Origin of the sequence: Thermacetogenium phaeum DSM 12270 (genome assembly GCF_000305935.1) — a bacterium.
In the GTDB taxonomy this organism is placed as follows: Bacteria; Bacillota; DSM-12270; order Thermacetogeniales; family Thermacetogeniaceae; genus Thermacetogenium; species Thermacetogenium phaeum.
Genome location: NC_018870.1, coordinates 1,904,004 through 1,920,276, shown reverse-complemented (window position 1 = coordinate 1,920,276; position 16,273 = coordinate 1,904,004). Strand labels below are relative to the sequence as shown.

Annotated in this window: 12 protein-coding genes and 1 CRISPR repeat array (1 of these 13 running past the window's edge); of the genes, 9 read left to right on the top strand and 3 right to left on the bottom strand. The window is 52.3% G+C overall.

The annotated features are described in order from the left end of the window. A CRISPR array of direct repeats spans positions 1 to 5,173; the repeat unit is 37 nt; unit sequence GTTGCACTAATTACCCCGATGAAAAGGGGACTGAAAG; it reaches 3,135 nt to the left of the window's first position. Positions 5,174 to 5,195: 22 nt separating this feature from the next. The 7 genes from TPH_RS09415 (at position 5,196) to TPH_RS09380 (ending at position 12,201) form a co-directional block, all read left to right on the top strand. After that, complete coding sequence (locus TPH_RS09415) at positions 5,196 to 6,182, top strand: ARPP-1 family domain-containing protein (protein ID WP_015050967.1); 987 nt, start codon at positions 5,196 to 5,198, stop codon at positions 6,180 to 6,182. Between the two features lie 88 nt (positions 6,183 to 6,270). Then, positions 6,271 to 7,245: a hypothetical protein gene (locus TPH_RS09410; RefSeq protein ID WP_015050966.1), complete on the top strand. Its 975-nt coding sequence runs from the start codon at positions 6,271 to 6,273 to the stop codon at positions 7,243 to 7,245. A 200-nt stretch (positions 7,246 to 7,445) separates the two neighbouring features. After that, the gene (locus TPH_RS16545; RefSeq protein WP_201764553.1) at positions 7,446 to 7,811 is read left to right on the top strand and encodes an SLAC1 family transporter; all 366 of its coding nucleotides are present in this window, start codon (positions 7,446 to 7,448) and stop codon (positions 7,809 to 7,811) included. Between the two features lie 633 nt (positions 7,812 to 8,444). Beyond that, on the top strand, positions 8,445 to 9,707 hold the full coding sequence (locus tag TPH_RS09395; protein ID WP_015050964.1) for an ATP-binding protein: 1,263 nt from the start codon (positions 8,445 to 8,447) through the stop codon (positions 9,705 to 9,707). A gap of 512 nt (positions 9,708 to 10,219) precedes the next feature. Next, positions 10,220 to 11,140: a CPBP family intramembrane glutamic endopeptidase gene (locus TPH_RS09390; RefSeq protein WP_345940311.1), complete on the top strand. Its 921-nt coding sequence runs from the start codon at positions 10,220 to 10,222 to the stop codon at positions 11,138 to 11,140. A 144-nt stretch (positions 11,141 to 11,284) separates the two neighbouring features. Beyond that, on the top strand, positions 11,285 to 11,947 hold the full coding sequence (locus TPH_RS09385) for an NUDIX hydrolase (RefSeq protein ID WP_028990910.1): 663 nt from the start codon (positions 11,285 to 11,287) through the stop codon (positions 11,945 to 11,947). Between the two features lie 44 nt (positions 11,948 to 11,991). After that, the gene (locus tag TPH_RS09380) at positions 11,992 to 12,201 is read left to right on the top strand and encodes a hypothetical protein (protein WP_015050961.1); all 210 of its coding nucleotides are present in this window, start codon (positions 11,992 to 11,994) and stop codon (positions 12,199 to 12,201) included. Here TPH_RS09380 and TPH_RS09375 read toward each other — a convergent pair. Genes TPH_RS09375 through TPH_RS09365 form a run of 3 tightly spaced genes read right to left on the bottom strand, consistent with a single transcriptional unit; the run spans position 12,179 to position 14,612 of the window. Next, positions 12,179 to 13,576 (bottom strand): nucleoside recognition domain-containing protein, encoded by a 1,398-nt coding sequence (locus tag TPH_RS09375; RefSeq protein ID WP_015050960.1) that lies wholly within the window; start codon positions 13,574 to 13,576, stop codon positions 12,179 to 12,181. The genes TPH_RS09380 and TPH_RS09375 overlap by 23 nt on opposite strands. Continuing rightward, positions 13,564 to 14,352: a FeoB small GTPase domain-containing protein gene (locus TPH_RS09370; protein ID WP_015050959.1), complete on the bottom strand. Its 789-nt coding sequence runs from the start codon at positions 14,350 to 14,352 to the stop codon at positions 13,564 to 13,566. The genes TPH_RS09375 and TPH_RS09370 overlap by 13 nt, the downstream gene beginning before the upstream one ends. A gap of 20 nt (positions 14,353 to 14,372) precedes the next feature. Then, positions 14,373 to 14,612, bottom strand: coding sequence for a FeoA family protein (locus TPH_RS09365; RefSeq protein WP_015050958.1), 240 nt, complete (start codon positions 14,610 to 14,612; stop codon positions 14,373 to 14,375). Between the two features lie 167 nt (positions 14,613 to 14,779). On the opposite strand from TPH_RS09365, the gene TPH_RS16000 reads away from it, so the two are divergent. After that, on the top strand, positions 14,780 to 14,932 hold the full coding sequence (locus tag TPH_RS16000; RefSeq protein WP_236608779.1) for a CGGC domain-containing protein: 153 nt from the start codon (positions 14,780 to 14,782) through the stop codon (positions 14,930 to 14,932). A gap of 88 nt (positions 14,933 to 15,020) precedes the next feature. Beyond that, positions 15,021 to 15,812 (top strand): DUF1189 domain-containing protein, encoded by a 792-nt coding sequence (locus TPH_RS09355; RefSeq protein ID WP_015050956.1) that lies wholly within the window; start codon positions 15,021 to 15,023, stop codon positions 15,810 to 15,812. Positions 15,813 to 16,273 lie beyond the last annotated feature (461 nt).

Below are 16,273 nucleotides of genomic sequence, written 5' to 3'. Positions count from 1 at the left end.
AAGTACATGAAGTCATATTTCTCCTCCTCCCAGCCCTTTTTAGTTGCACTAATTACCCCGATGAAAAGGGGACTGAAAGCATACAGCTTCTCAAGCTCTGAGCCTTGCGCTTCCGCTAGTTGCACTAATTACCCCGATGAAAAGGGGACTGAAAGTGTCAACAGCCGCAAAGCCACTCCCATTGAGTATTTGGTTGCACTAATTACCCCGATGAAAAGGGGACTGAAAGGGACGCCCTGGCGGCCGCCGCGGCCAAGTTCGGCCGTCGTTGCACTAATTACCCCGATGAAAAGGGGACTGAAAGATTCGGCCAATATTCCAGGTATAAGGCAGAATTTTGGTTGCACTAATTACCCCGATGAAAAGGGGACTGAAAGCTTACCCAAGTATTTCCCGGAGGAATGGGAGTTCCGGTTGCACTAATTACCCCGATGAAAAGGGGACTGAAAGCCTTTCACGGCGCAATCTCCTTGACTGAACTTACTCCGTTGCACTAATTACCCCGATGAAAAGGGGACTGAAAGGTATAATCACACGAATAATTTTGTTACAAAGGGTATGTTGCACTAATTACCCCGATGAAAAGGGGACTGAAAGTGAAGGGTGGATATCAGATTAACGGTACCACCTATGTTGCACTAATTACCCCGATGAAAAGGGGACTGAAAGCGATTTCTTCAATTTGGTTTTCGATGGATTCTTTCATAGTTGCACTAATTACCCCGATGAAAAGGGGACTGAAAGTTTCCTCAGCTGTTAGTCCACGTACCCGAAATGAAGTTGCACTAATTACCCCGATGAAAAGGGGACTGAAAGGTGTCTATGGACCCACCGCTGCAACGTGAATATGTCGCGTTGCACTAATTACCCCGATGAAAAGGGGACTGAAAGGGGCTCCCCGTTCAAAATGACAGTCCGAATCTGGCTAGTTGCACTAATTACCCCGATGAAAAGGGGACTGAAAGGTATAAGGCCTGGGCAAAGCAGGGGTACTTGAAAGGTTGCACTAATTACCCCGATGAAAAGGGGACTGAAAGTCCTTCTGGAGTCGACCGGACGAACTGAGCTTCAAAGTTGCACTAATTACCCCGATGAAAAGGGGACTGAAAGTCGGCGTCCTGGGTGGTTGTCAGCTGCTGGATTGTGTTGCACTAATTACCCCGATGAAAAGGGGACTGAAAGACGATAAACTGCTGCCACGGCTCAAGCTGAAAAACGCAGTTGCACTAATTACCCCGATGAAAAGGGGACTGAAAGGACGAAGTTCGGCGCCCACTTGTCCGCCTCGCGGCGTTGCACTAATTACCCCGATGAAAAGGGGACTGAAAGCGATTTCGAGGCTGTCTCTCACGTAGTCGGACCATCTGGTTGCACTAATTACCCCGATGAAAAGGGGACTGAAAGTTTACAAAGTGGAAGGATGGGATGCTGATTACGAAGGGTTGCACTAATTACCCCGATGAAAAGGGGACTGAAAGATAAAGTTGCACCCTGTGGCGTGCCTTTGGCACCGGCGTTGCACTAATTACCCCGATGAAAAGGGGACTGAAAGGGCGTGGGAAACGTGCTTGTCGAACCCCTGTGGCAGGGGTTGCACTAATTACCCCGATGAAAAGGGGACTGAAAGTGTAACAAAGATAAAACAGACTGATGATGAACGTACAGTTGCACTAATTACCCCGATGAAAAGGGGACTGAAAGCTTTATTCTGCTCTTGTGATGGCAGACCCCTTAAGGAGTTGCACTAATTACCCCGATGAAAAGGGGACTGAAAGCTGGAATAAAAACATATATACTATCACCCACCCTTGCGGTTGCACTAATTACCCCGATGAAAAGGGGACTGAAAGTTTGACGTAGGCCGAGAAATTCGGCCTTTTATTAGCGTTGCACTAATTACCCCGATGAAAAGGGGACTGAAAGTTCCATATTCCAAAGCTCGTGGACTTCTCGCTCCAAAGTTGCACTAATTACCCCGATGAAAAGGGGACTGAAAGTGAATCGGATAGTTCACAATCTCGTTCTTTCTCATTGTTGCACTAATTACCCCGATGAAAAGGGGACTGAAAGTTCATCCAATTCGTTCGCCTAGGGCAGGGTGTTCGGGTTGCACTAATTACCCCGATGAAAAGGGGACTGAAAGACTCTTCATACAGAAGATACACGCTCATCCGGTACGTTGCACTAATTACCCCGATGAAAAGGGGACTGAAAGGCAGAAAGATGACTTTGATGGAGTATTAGCCTTGTGTAAGTTGCACTAATTACCCCGATGAAAAGGGGACTGAAAGAATTAACTAAACTTCTTCAAGGACAGCAAAGAATGTAGTTGCACTAATTACCCCGATGAAAAGGGGACTGAAAGCGCTTGGGTGGAGTGCACCGTCCCCCAGCTATAGGTGTTGCACTAATTACCCCGATGAAAAGGGGACTGAAAGTAAGTTCGACAACCTTACAAAGTTCCATACCGCCATTGTTGCACTAATTACCCCGATGAAAAGGGGACTGAAAGGTTCCTGCGCCGACAGGACTCACTGCGGACGTTTCTGTTGCACTAATTACCCCGATGAAAAGGGGACTGAAAGGGCCGGGCTGGAAGAAGCCCAGGCTGCCGTGAATGTGTTGCACTAATTACCCCGATGAAAAGGGGACTGAAAGGGCCACGTCTTTCGTGGTTGCCGATGCGTCGAAGTGTTGCACTAATTACCCCGATGAAAAGGGGACTGAAAGGATTTACCTGCTCCGGGAAGGCGAGATGTTCCCGCTGTTGCACTAATTACCCCGATGAAAAGGGGACTGAAAGGACCCCTGCTGACATTGGGGCGGTGGCGGCCAGCGATGTTGCACTAATTACCCCGATGAAAAGGGGACTGAAAGTGCTTTGGTCAAGGAATATTGGGAGCGTCCTACTCTCGTTGCACTAATTACCCCGATGAAAAGGGGACTGAAAGGAATACTCATAGGAGCAAGCATTTTCTTCCAGGTTTCGTTGCACTAATTACCCCGATGAAAAGGGGACTGAAAGGCAAGTGCCGCTGGTTGCCAACGATCCTTGCCCATATCGTTGCACTAATTACCCCGATGAAAAGGGGACTGAAAGCTATTTTGCCATCATCGTCAACATCAAGACATATAGTTGCACTAATTACCCCGATGAAAAGGGGACTGAAAGAGTTTAGCTCTGCACATCAGATACCTCACGGACCGGCGGTGTTGCACTAATTACCCCGATGAAAAGGGGACTGAAAGTTCCATTACGATAGCCACGGACTCCAGGACGAAATAGTTGCACTAATTACCCCGATGAAAAGGGGACTGAAAGGAACACCTAACCGCTTCATTACCCGCTGGAGTTTCCGTTGTTGCACTAATTACCCCGATGAAAAGGGGACTGAAAGAAAAAAACCTTCTCGACATACCCGACGATTTCGACACCGTTGCACTAATTACCCCGATGAAAAGGGGACTGAAAGTACCACCAGGCCCCCGCCCCTGCGGGGGTTTGCATTGTTGCACTAATTACCCCGATGAAAAGGGGACTGAAAGGCAAAAAAGTCTCGACATAAACAATGAAAGGCGCGTCAGTTGCACTAATTACCCCGATGAAAAGGGGACTGAAAGCATTTTGGTTAGCCTCCTTTTTAACTATCAGTTATTTCGGTTGCACTAATTACCCCGATGAAAAGGGGACTGAAAGTTAGTTAAAGTTAGTGTCAACATAATGGCTCCACCAGAGTTGCACTAATTACCCCGATGAAAAGGGGACTGAAAGTCTCACAATCAACCCCGCTTCTTCCGGTATTTCATCTTGTTGCACTAATTACCCCGATGAAAAGGGGACTGAAAGTTGTGCGTCCAGAAACCTTCCCATTGTCCGACCTTCAGTTGCACTAATTACCCCGATGAAAAGGGGACTGAAAGACCGTGCCGGTCAGTGTCCACAGCAAACTAATTACCGTTGCACTAATTACCCCGATGAAAAGGGGACTGAAAGGGTCGTAGAACATACTTACCAGCAAGCTGTCATGCGGTTGCACTAATTACCCCGATGAAAAGGGGACTGAAAGTAAATCCTGATATCTTACCCCATGTCGTTTCAAGCCGTTGCACTAATTACCCCGATGAAAAGGGGACTGAAAGCACTGCCGCCAACGACATCCAGTACGTTGACATCGGTTGCACTAATTACCCCGATGAAAAGGGGACTGAAAGCACCATAATCCCACCGCATTTGCACATCGCTTCCGCCGTTGCACTAATTACCCCGATGAAAAGGGGACTGAAAGCCGGCTGAGGATTAATGTATATTTGGACTCTTATGTGGTTGCACTAATTACCCCGATGAAAAGGGGACTGAAAGCGGGAACTGATTACCGCACACTGACGGGTTCAGGGTTGCACTAATTACCCCGATGAAAAGGGGACTGAAAGAGGAAACCACGCTGGTCTGGATAGCCGGGTCAGAAATGCCGTTGCACTAATTACCCCGATGAAAAGGGGACTGAAAGGCACCTGTCGCTTGTCGGCCCGCATGGTATCCAAAAAGTTGCACTAATTACCCCGATGAAAAGGGGACTGAAAGGCTGCCAGTGCGTTGAGTGCATGGAACGGGACAAGGCAGGTTGCACTAATTACCCCGATGAAAAGGGGACTGAAAGCCGCTAAGGAGAAAGAAATTAATCCAATAGTAGTACGTTGCACTAATTACCCCGATGAAAAGGGGACTGAAAGGAAAATATCTTGTATCTGTTCTGGCGGCTATAAGGGTTGCACTAATTACCCCGATGAAAAGGGGACTGAAAGGTAAGTGCAAAAAGCGGCTGGCGTTCTCCCTATTATATGGTTGCACTAATTACCCCGATGAAAAGGGGACTGAAAGAACCAATATGAGTCTTAACCGCTGGCAGGGAATTGGAGTTGCACTAATTACCCCGATGAAAAGGGGACTGAAAGCTTCACATTCATCCGAAAAAGAATTAGAGGAAGAGGTTGCACTAATTACCCCGATGAAAAGGGGACTGAAAGCCCACAGTCTCTTCTGCCCCAAAGGGTGCTTATCCACGTTGCACTAATTACCCCGATGAAAAGGGGACTGAAAGCCAAATGTGGAGCATGGCTCTTCTATGAATATCTTCGGTTGCACTAATTACCCCGATGAAAAGGGGACTGAAATGTAAGGGAAGGAGAGGATGGGCATGACGGTGTTGAGTGAGTTTTTTAGTACTTTGCAGGTGGGCGAGCCGCAGATGTATGAAAATTTAGTCATTTTTCCGTTGCTTGGGATGGAACTACGGGATCCGGGCTACCTCTTACTTGATGAAGCTTTGGTAAAGGGTTTGCTGGAGGTGCGGGAAATAGATGAAAGCGGCAGTGTCAACGAGGTCCTGGTGATCAATAAGGGGGAAACACCCGTCCTCCTAATGGATGGGGAGATACTTTCTGGGGCGAAGCAAAACCGCGTGGTCAACATCAGCATCTTGGTAGCGCCCCGGGTTGAGCTGAAGATACCGGTGAGCTGCGTTGAGCAGGGGCGCTGGCGTTATGTTGCCGACGGTTTTACTGAGAGCAGACGCTTTGCCTATGCTTTTCTGCGTGCAAAGAAGTCGCAACAGGTAGCGGAAAACATCATGTCCTGCGGGGCTTTTATGGCCAATCAGGGGGCCATTTGGGAGGAGATCGGGCGTAAGCAGAGGGAAATGGGAGCCGAATCACCTACAGGCGCCGTCAATGAAGTCTACGAAAGCCATGAAAATAGATTGAGAAAATACTGCGACGCTTTTGCGCCCCTGGAGAACCAGGTGGGAGTGGCGGTTTATATCAACTGTCACTTCCTCTGTCTTGACGCCTTTGATAGCCCTGCAGTTCTCAATAAGATGTACACGAAAATGATCGAGAGTTATGCATTAGATGCCCTAGAGCGGCTTGATTGGCGGGGAAAAGAGAAACCTGACAAGGGAGCTGTGAACAAGCTTTTGGAAAGAATAGCCCGGGCCGGGGTAGATCGTTATCCTTCCGTAGGGCTCGGGGATTCTCTTCGTCTCAAAGCTGATGGCTTGGGAGGCTTCTGTTTATCGTTAGAGGACAGAGTGATACACCTGGCTGTATTTGCAGCGGAAGAGGGGCGTGCCAATAGCGGCAGCCGTCTGAGCAGTCCCGGTAGAAGGCGCAGAAGCCATCTCTAGGTTTTTACTGCGGGCGGGATGGAAACCATAAGAAACCCAATGAAGGTATATTTATCGAACTTTGTCAAAGGGAAAAGAGGTGTGTTCAATGAATGAATCAGTAAATGACCGAGAATTCTCCTGGAACAGGGGAATGGAAGGCTCCTACGGACCAGAAGTGGAGCCGGATGAAAAATTCAGGAGGCCTGCTGGAAGCAGGAAATGGTTTTTTCTTGCTTTGTTGTTTATGTGTTTTGCTTCTTTTACAGGGTTGCAAATATGGGGCGCCGGGGAGTTTCAGAAAGGCATTGGCGGTATTGAACAGGAGGTCCGAAAGCTGAACGAAAGGTTGAGATTGCTTGAAAATACAGCAGGAGAACGAAAAGTTATGGTATTTCTTAACGATGTTGAGTCTTTGAGCAGAGAATGTCAGGAAAAAATGCAAACAATGGCGGAATTGAAGCAGCAGTGGTGGTTTGTTCTGCCGTTTTTAAAGGAGGAAACGGTGGCTCAAGAACTCTCAAACCTTCAGCAGGAATTAAATGAGATTGTTGCGGTACGACCTACAATAGAGGCATTTAGCAGGCGCCTGATAGAAACAGACGACAGGATTGCAGGGGTAATGGATGCCATTGGAGCGGCTGATGCCGGGGGCGCGATTGTAGAACTGGCTTCTTTTATTGAAGACAGCGATGTTTTGCGAAAGGATATCGAGCGTCTGCAGTGGCCGCCGGCATTGGCACCCTTTAAAGAAGCATTTCTCAATGCTTTACACGAGCGGGATGCCGCGCTTAATGCGCTTTTGGCTGCCCTGGATTCTGCCGCAAAGGCAAGCGCTTTCGCCGAGCAGGCAGTTGGAACATACATGATGGCATGGTCTTTTTGGGATTATCAGATGGTGCTGAATTACCTGGAGGCAAGCGATGAGTACAGCAGCCAGGCAGAGGGTTACATGGCGGAGTTTGAGTTTCACACGGCCAGATATTTCAAAATTCGCGACCGTTTGATAGAGTTCCCCACATCTGAAATTGAAACCCCTGCGGCTGCAGAGGAGGTAGGAATAAGCAACGGCATCATCAGATAGTTATGGTGAGGGGAGATTATACTTTGGAAGCAAAAGCACAATTGCAGGAACCAGGGAGGAAGGGTTTGGCAAAGGTCGTAAAAAATTTTGCGCCGGCCTGGTTCGCCTCAGTTATGGGGACGGGCATCTTTGCGGTCACCAGCAAGTGCTATTCCTGTTACTGGCCCTTCTTGAACAACGTTGCAGTGCTGCTGTGAGTTATCAATATTCTCCTCTTTTGCCTGCTGATTTTTCCCTGGATCATCCGCTGGTTTTACTTTCCAGAACAATCGCTGCGTGACCTGAAGCATCCTATTACAGGGCAGTTCTACGCCACGATGCCGATCGGGTGTTTGGTGCTCGCTGTAGATTTCTTGGTGGTAGGTATCGAATACATAGGCCGTGAATTTGGCGGTCAAGATCGCCAAGGTTTGCTGTTTGTCAGCATGGAACCTGGCCTTGCTATTCGCCATTTCGCCATCACCACACCGATCATCAATTTTTTCAACCGGGTGTTGCTATTGCCTGCTGGCCTTCTGCTGGCTGATGGTGTTCGGCAATACGTTTTACCGCGTCTGTACAGGTGAACTCTTCAAGGATTAGGAATTGAAGTATGTGCGATAATTTTCGGCTCCATGGTGGAATTAGGATTTCCACCATATTTTTTGTCCTTATCGCGGGCAGCGCTAGCCCAACTCCTCAGTGATTCTGCTCTGCTTTCTTACAGGTATTAAAAATAATACACGATAATCTCTATAATTTGGCCACGAATAAATGATTTTTTGAAATGATCTCACTATCTTGGCCGAATAGAATGTGCTGCAGGGGGCTAAAGGGGGCTGAATAATCTTGAAAAAAATTTGTTCTGTGAAGATGTCCCGTCAAAAATATCGATTCTATTAGCACTCTGAGTAACGGAGGGTAGCTATTCCTCATCCCCCCGCCGTTGCTTTGTTCTTTTTGTTTTTTCCATTCGGTGCTCAACAGCCCAAGAATAATCTCTCTCCATTTTCCTGCTCCGGGTTACGGTAATTTACTTTGCCATTAAGGCGGCATCTTCACAGAACGCTGAAATGCACGCCGTTGATTCCACGTTGACCGGCGCCTTACGCTTATATTCCCCCCATCAAGCGTCTGACAAGATTATCCTCCCGAACCGTCAGATTTCCACACGTTTGCTCTTGCAACTAAAGGCTTGAGAAAGGAGAAACAAAAGCGAAATGAAAAACTACCTCCAGTTGACCCGTCACAAAGGGAACGCTCCTCTCTTCCTGGCCGTAGAAATGTCCCTTGTCTCCACCCTGCAGGGAAGACCCCTGCACATTCACGCAGAAGGGCTGCGCGGCACGGGAAAGACCACTATCATGCGCTCGGTTACACAGATCCTCCCGAAGATCACCCGCATCAAGGGGTGTCTCTACAACTGCGACCCAGAGCGACCTCACTGCCCGCAGCACAAAAACATGACGCCGGAAGAGATCGCCGCCCTGGGCACAGAACAGATTCCCGTTCCCTTTTTGGAAATCTCCCATTCCGCCAAGATCGGTACGGTCGCCGGGACTATCGACCTGGCCAAGCTCACCAATCCCTCCCGACCGGAGGCGGCCCTCCTGCCCGGCATCATCCCTCAGGCGCACAGGGGGATAGTCTTCGTCGACGAAATAAACCGCCTGGCAGACACCTCGCCGGAAATAACGGACGTTCTCCTCGATGCCATGGGCACCAAGCCAGGGCGCGTCCAGATAGAGGAAACGGGCCTTCCCGTCGTCGAGGTTCCCGTTGCGGTTTCGGTTTGGGCGGCATCAAACCCCGATGAAGAGCCGGGGCCTTTGGCGGAGATCCGCCGGCAGCTGTCCGACCGCTTCGATCTGGTCATCCCCATGGGCAGGCCAACCACCCCTGAGGAAGTGGTGGATATTCTGACGACGGAGGAAGCCAAGAACGACAGAGAGCTTTCCGAACAGGAGCGCAGCCAGCTGGAACAGCTGCGAAAAAACCTGGAGAACATAGCCCTGCACAGCGATTTGACGATGCCCGATTACCTTACGACGTTTCTGGCCAACCTCTACATCAACTTCAACATCGAAAGCCTCCGGGCGCTGGAAGCGATCCGGCAGGCCGCTCTGTTGCACTGCGCTTTGAGGAAGCGCAGCCAGGTCATGATCAGCGACATCATGGCGGTACTTCCCCTTGCCCTTTACCACCGGGTCAGCCCGGCCACACTTACGGAAATCATGAATACCGTCAACAACCGCATGGTCGGCAATGAGAAGGAGAAGGAGAACGGCAAAAGAAGCGCACAGGGACGCCAGCTGCCCCCTATTTTTCACAACAAAAAGGGAGATAAGCGGCAGATGAGCGAAGATTCTCCTCCGGAGAAAGCGCGCCTTTTGCGCGACCTGCCGGAGAACGGAATCATAAGAAAAGAATCGGAAATCCAAACCATGATTGAGAAGTTGACGCCAAGAACCTGGGGGGGTTGATACCTGAAAGTCAGTATAATAATAGGCTCCGTAATCCTTGATCGCCTTGTTGAGCCCGAATGCTGAAAAAGGTTCCCTTCCTCCAGGTGTCTTCAATATAATGGGAGGCGGTTCGCCGCCTCCTTCTTTTTCCTCGACAGAAAATGTGGGCCTCGGTTGTCGGGAGCCTAGCTGTGGCGAAGGGCGGCAAGAGGCGGCTTTACCTCCTGTCTTGCTACGGAGTGAGCCGTCATCCGGGAAGATGAAGGATGCGGGGAAGAAGGAAATGCCTGTTTGACCCATCTGAGATCATGAATTATTGGTGAGAATCCGTTGTACTTGTGATAAAATGATTGAGAAAGAACCGGAATATTAAAATAAGATAGTGAAATAAAGTGAAAAGACTGGCGCGAAAGTATTTTTAAAGACCTCTTCCTTTCTTGTAGCAGGCGCAGGCCCACCTTAAACAGTCGTGTCTCCTGTAGTTGGCTGGAAAACCAACCTTGCGAATTCCGTTGCTAAAAAACAAAGGGGTGAAGATTTTGAAGCGAGCGCTGACCTTTACCGTTTTAACATTGGCTCTTTCTTATGCCTTTGCCGCTTTTCTTTATTTCGGTGTCCACCTTCGTTGGAATACCCTCCTGGCCCAATTTGCCGGAATGGCTTACATGTTCATCCCTACTCTGGTGGTGGTGGGGCTGCAGCGCTTTGCTTATCGAGAGCCGGTAGTGTCCACAATGGGCATTTGTTGGCGGCCAAATAAATGGTGGGTGGCCGCCTGGCTTTTCCCTCCGGCGCTTGCTTTTGCCGCCCTGGGGGTCAGCCTGCTCCTGCCCGGGGTTACCTACGATCCCAGCCTTTCCGGAATGTTTCAGCGTTACCAGCATGTGTTTCCGCCCGAGACGGTAGCGGAGATGCAGCGGCAGATGGAAGCAATGCCGCTGCACCCCCTGTGGATAGCCCTGGTTCAGGGACTGATCGCCGGTGCTACAATCAATGCCGTCTTTGCCTTCGGGGAGGAACTGGGATGGAGAGGCTTTTTACTGCGGGAGACTGCGGGTTTGGGGTTCTGGCGGGCCAATTTGCTGATCGGATTCATCTGGGGTGTGTGGCATGCGCCCTTAATCCTGCAGGGGCACAATTACCCTCAGCACCCGGTGGCGGGAGTCTTCATGATGATCATCTGGTGTCTGCTTCTTTCACCTCTGTTCGGGTTCTTGCGGCTGGCGGGGAAATCGGTGCTGGCGGCTGCTTTAGTCCACGGCGCTCTTAACGGCACCGCGGCACTGGCTATCATGGTGATAGCCGGAGGCAGCGACCTCACGGTGGGAGTGACGGGGCTGGCGGGGTTTGTGGCGCTGGCAGCTGCCAATGTGGGTCTTTGGGCCTACGAACGGTTCCGGGAGCGGGGTTTTCTGGACCGGTTGCTGGAGCAGGCTGCCCGCCCCTGCTAAACTGCATGTTGGTAGGGTTGGCACCCGGCTGGAACGCCGCTTTTTAGTCTCGTGCCCTTCTTCTGAGGGGATTCCCCGGATCGGTCGGGGATGCCGGGGAGGGGTAAGAAGCAGGGCTGATGCGTTGTGACGGGGGTCTCTTAGATGACTGGAGAACAATTGATGCAGCTTCAGCACCGGCTATCTGACCGGCCGGGCCTCTTAGGCAGGGAGGACCACCTTAACACCGCCGTGCTGATGTTGCTGATGCCGGTGGACGGGGAATACCACTTTGTCCTTGAGGAACGCCAATTGGAGATCCCTCAGGGTGGAGAGATCTGCTTCCCCGGAGGGGCTTTCGACCCGGAACAAGATGCGGATACGGTGCAAACCGCAATCCGGGAGACGGTGGAGGAGTTAGGGATTGCGAAAGAGCGGTTGGAGCTGCTCGGCGCTCTGGGTACTCTGTACACCTCGATGGGGGCGATCGTGGACGCCTATGTCGGGGTATGCCGGCTTCGGGGCTTGGATGAACTGCGCATCAACACAAGCGAGGTTAAGTCCGCCTTCACCATTCCGGTGTCGCGCTTTGAAAATACTTCACCCGAAGAATATCGGGCTCTGGTACGGGTGCACCCGACCTACACGGAAGAAAACACCGGGCAGGTGCGAATCCTGTTCCCGAGCGCAGAGTTGGGGCTGCCGAAGCGCTATTCCCGGCCCTGGGGCTCCAGAACCCATCGGATCCTGGTGTATCGGATGGGACCGCGGATTGTCTGGGGTGTCACCGCCCGGCTGATCTACGAACTGCTCCGGAGAATGCGCTGATAAGGCACTCCCCCTTCTCCCCTTAATGTCAGGAGGTACCAACCTTGCGTAAAAGTGTGCTGTATTTATTTTGGGGCGGGTTGTTGGGAGCACTGCTGGGGGTAGTGATTACTGTTTTGGTATTTGCTGTTGTTTCACTGCGAGAGGCTGTTTACAGTTGGCTCGGCTATTACATGACGTATTTTCCGGCATTTGTGATTATAGGAGGTGGCCTTTTGGGGGTGGTAGCAGTTAAAGCCTTGCGAGGACGGTAGCCAGCTGCGCCATGAGAAAGGTTGTGAGAGCGGCCACTGTCAGTGGTATCAAGGCGGCGAGAACGGTCCACTTCAGGCTGTTCGTCTCCTTGTGGATTGTCAGCAGGGTGGTGCCGCAGGGGTAGTGGAGCAGTGAAAAGAGCATCACGGAGAGGGCGGTAAGCCGGGTCCAGCCGTTATCCACCAGTAAGGCCTGCAGGGCCTGCAGGCTGTCCAGTTCCAGCATGGTGCCTGCGGAAACGTAGCACATGATCATGATCGGCAGGACGATCTCGTTGGCCGGCAGCCCCAGGATAAAGGCCAGGATAATGACACCGTCCATCCCGAGAAGGCGCCCGAAGGGATCCAGCAGGCCGGTGAGGTGAGAGATCATGTTCAAGCTCCCGATGTGGGTGTTGGCCAGGATCCAAGTAAAGGCGCCGGCGGGAGCTGCCATTACCACCGCCCGCATCAGCACGAAGATGGTCCGGTCGAGCAGGGAGCGAACCAGGAGGCGGCCGACCTGGGGTTTGCGGTAAGGGGGCAGTTCCAGCGTAAAAAATGAGGGGATTCCCTTGAGGATGGTTCTGGATAACACCCAGGACATCAAGAGGGTGACCGCCACTCCCAACAGAACCAAAGCCACCACCGTTGCCGTTGCTGCGGCCGTTCTGAAAGGGGTTGCAGCGGCGCCCCCCATAAAGACCAGCGACAGGGCGATCAGGGTGGGGAAGCGCCCGTTGCAGGGAACAAAGACGTTCGTCAGAATGGCGATCAGACGCTCCCGGGGTGACTCGATGATCCGGCAAGAGGTCACCCCGGCGGCGTTGCAGCCGAAGCCCATGCACATGGTGAGGGCCTGCTTACCGTGAGCGCAGGCTTTTTTAAAGTAGCGGTCCAGGTTGAAGGCCACCCGGGGCAGGTATCCCAGGTCTTCCAGCAAGGTGAACAAGGGGAAGAAGATGGCCATTGGGGGGAGCATGACGGAGACAACCCAGGCCAGCGTTCTGTACATTCCCAACACCAGGACCCCGTGCAGCCAGGCGGGAGCGCCGGCCGACAGAAAAAGCGCGGTCAGGCGCTCTTCCAGCCAGAACAGCCCGGCGGCAAGTGCCTGTGAGGGGTAGTTGGCCCCGATGACGGTCAGCCAGAGGATGCATCCCAGCAGGGCGAGCATGACGGGTACTCCCAGCAGGCGGGAGGTGAGCACATCGTCGATTTTCTCGTCCCACCTCATTTTTCGCTCCTGGTAGTGGACGACCCTGGCGGCGATGGCCTCGGCGTGGCTGTAGATGCTGCCGACGATGGAGTCCCGGATTTCCTGCCTTCGGGCGGGGGATATTTCTTTGTCAATTTCTGCAAGCAGCGAGGAGAGGGGAGTTGTCAGCGAGCCCATGCCGCAACCTCCCTCCTGGCGGCTTTTTCTGATTCCTCGTCCTGGTGGCCGCAGATGGCCTCGACGATGCTATAGTCACCCTCCAGCAGGCGCAGGGCGACCCAGCGGTGATTCACCCGCCGGGGAAGATAGGGGCGGATCTGCGCCGCAAGTTCCGCAGCGGCCTGCTCCACCTCCGGGGCATAGGTGACCAGCCTGGGGGAGGGGGTGATTTTCCCGGTCGCTACGTTGTAAATGGCTTCTTTCAGCTCTTCGAGCCCGACACCGTTCCGGGCAGCGGTAGGGATGCAGGGGACTCCCAGTTCCCTGGACAGAGCCTCCACGTCCACCCGCATCTTTCTTCTCCTGGCCTCATCCATCAGGTTGACGCAGACCACGACTTGCGGGGAGATTTCCATAACCTGCAGCACCAGGTTCAGGTTGCGTTCCAGGCTGGTGGCATCGGTGACCACTACGATGGCGTCAGGGTGCCCGAAACAGATGAAATCCCGGGCCACCTCTTCGTCCGCCGATTTTGCCAGCAGGGAATAGGTTCCCGGGAGGTCCACCAGGAGAAACTTTTTGTCCCTGTAGTAATATGTCCCCGTAGCTTTCAGGACGGTTTTTCCCGGCCAGTTGCCGGTATGCTGCCTCAGCCCCGTCAGGGCGTTGAACAACGTGCTCTTTCCGGTATTGGGATTCCCCGCCAGGGCAATTAACGGCCGCCGGGGGAGGGGCTTCGGCCGGGAGGGTTTGATGGGGGCGTTGCTCCCGGATGATAGAAAAGTTAATCCCATTCTCCTGTCCTCCGGCAGTTTTAGTCGATGTGTACCAGGATCCGGCCGGCGTCCTCATTGCGCAGGGCAATGATTGCACCCCTGATATTGAAGGCGGTAGGATCCCCCGAGGGGCTGCGGCGGACCGCTACTACGTGGGATCCGATCACCAGCCCCAGATCCATCAGGTGTCGCCTGATGAGGCCGTCGACTGCGAGGTGGGCTACTCTCCCGGTTTCGCCGTTCGGAAGTTGTGAAAGGGGCAAGAGCTTTCCCGGCACCGCTTTTTCCTCCTTTGCTTCTTTTTATAGCAGTGGGAAACAATGTTAGCCGCTGCTAACTCGGAAAAATTTATAGTAAAATATATGGTGTTGCTGTGTTGCAGGTGCCTGTCCGCAGGCGTCCATTGCGAGGGTTCCCGGGCCCCCGGCAACGGGGGCGGCGGCTGGTGGAAAAGCTGCTCCCGCACGGTCTGAATGTGGTGCATCTCTCCTCCTGCATGATGCTTGAGGATGACTATCCCCGCTGCCCGCACAAGGAGGAGATAAAAAGGATCATTGAAAAGAAGGGCGTCCGGGTGGTGGAAGGCACCCATCACTGAATTGCAGCATTCCATTGGGATCTTGCAGGTCGCCGGCTGACCTCCGGCCTCTTCAATGACGGGTGATCAGCAAGAGGGGGTAACACAAGTGGATGATTTCTCCAAGGGGCACCGTAGGGGTTTTTTTAAGGACATGAACGACAGTGCCGTCAATTTTTCTGCATACCGGAATTTTGCCGGCCATCCCTGGAGACGGGTAATCGGCTACCTGGTTTTACTCGTGCTCCTTCTGGGCACACCGGTGCTGCTCTCCTTCGTCTATGATTTTAACAGGGAAGTTGACAGGTTGGCCGAAAAGTTCAGCAGGGAAGCACCGGATTTTCTGTTAAAAAACGGGGAGTTGCAGGTCTTCGGGGAGATGCCGTTGATCTTAGAAGACGAGAGAGGCGGCAGCAGGAACATTATTGTGGTCGATACCAGCGGCGAGACCGATGAAAGCATCTTACAGGATTATGAGAACGGCGTCTTTGTCTCCAAAACGAAAATTGTTCAAAAAAACAGCCTCGAAACTCAAATCTTTTACTTCTCGAATTTCAAGGACCTAACGGTAACCAAAGAGGATGTGCTGGAGTGGCTCCCCTCTCTCAAGCTGACGGCGGTTTTTATCGTGATCTTTGGGTTTATCTATTTTTTCCTGGCCAAACTGTGTACCGCTGCCCTTTCAGGTTTGTTGTGCCTCCTGTTCTCCCGGCTTCAACAGAGGCGCCTTACCTACGGGCAGGGGGTTAAGATATCTGTTTACGCCCTTACCATTCCTACCCTCTTGCAGGCTCTCCAGGCCGTCATCCTTCCTGGCTTTTTTGCCTTTGGTCTCCTTTACTACATAGTGCTCACGATTTATCTCTGGTTTGGAGTGCAGTCGGGCGGGGAAGCTGCCTAGCCCGGCGGTCAGGTAAGACAATATCTTCTCTGCGGTTTGCCCCGACCTGCTGGCGCGGGGGAGGTACCTGGTTATGACCAGGTAACAATAGATCAGACAGGAGTAGATCTCGAGGTACAAAAAGCAGATCGGAACCTCCCCCCTCGCTGTAAAGTGACACTGTCGATGGAATTCGGCTAAAGACTGGCTCCAGCCGAAATGACAGTTGGCATCCGGCAGTAATCCCAGCAGAGCACTCAATACAATGAAGCCGTCTTTGCAGAGCCAGGCGGTGTACAGGAGGAAGGTGACGGCAAAAAAGCCGAGAGGAAAGTTCCAGGCGATGTTGTCGTAATGGGGGATGGCGTCAAGGATGAAGTGGGAGCCAGTGGCTACCACAGGTGTGAGCACTTTGTTACCCTTTAGTAATATGTAAGCGGCAGAACCGGCCAGCAGGTGAGTTGCTCCTGTCATCGCCTAAG

Bases quoted from the DNA above. Each gene is read 5' to 3' on its own strand.
- TPH_RS09385 (WP_028990910.1), top strand. From the start codon at position 11,285: ATGACTGGAGAACAATTGATGCAGCTTCAGCACCGGCTATCTGACCGG.
- TPH_RS09370 (WP_015050959.1), bottom strand. From the start codon at position 14,352: ATGGGATTAACTTTTCTATCATCCGGGAGCAACGCCCCCATCAAACCC.
- TPH_RS09375 (WP_015050960.1), bottom strand. From the start codon at position 13,576: ATGGGCTCGCTGACAACTCCCCTCTCCTCGCTGCTTGCAGAAATTGAC.
- TPH_RS09395 (WP_015050964.1), top strand. From the start codon at position 8,445: ATGAAAAACTACCTCCAGTTGACCCGTCACAAAGGGAACGCTCCTCTC.
- TPH_RS09415 (WP_015050967.1), top strand. From the start codon at position 5,196: ATGACGGTGTTGAGTGAGTTTTTTAGTACTTTGCAGGTGGGCGAGCCG.
- TPH_RS09410 (WP_015050966.1), top strand. From the start codon at position 6,271: ATGAATGAATCAGTAAATGACCGAGAATTCTCCTGGAACAGGGGAATG.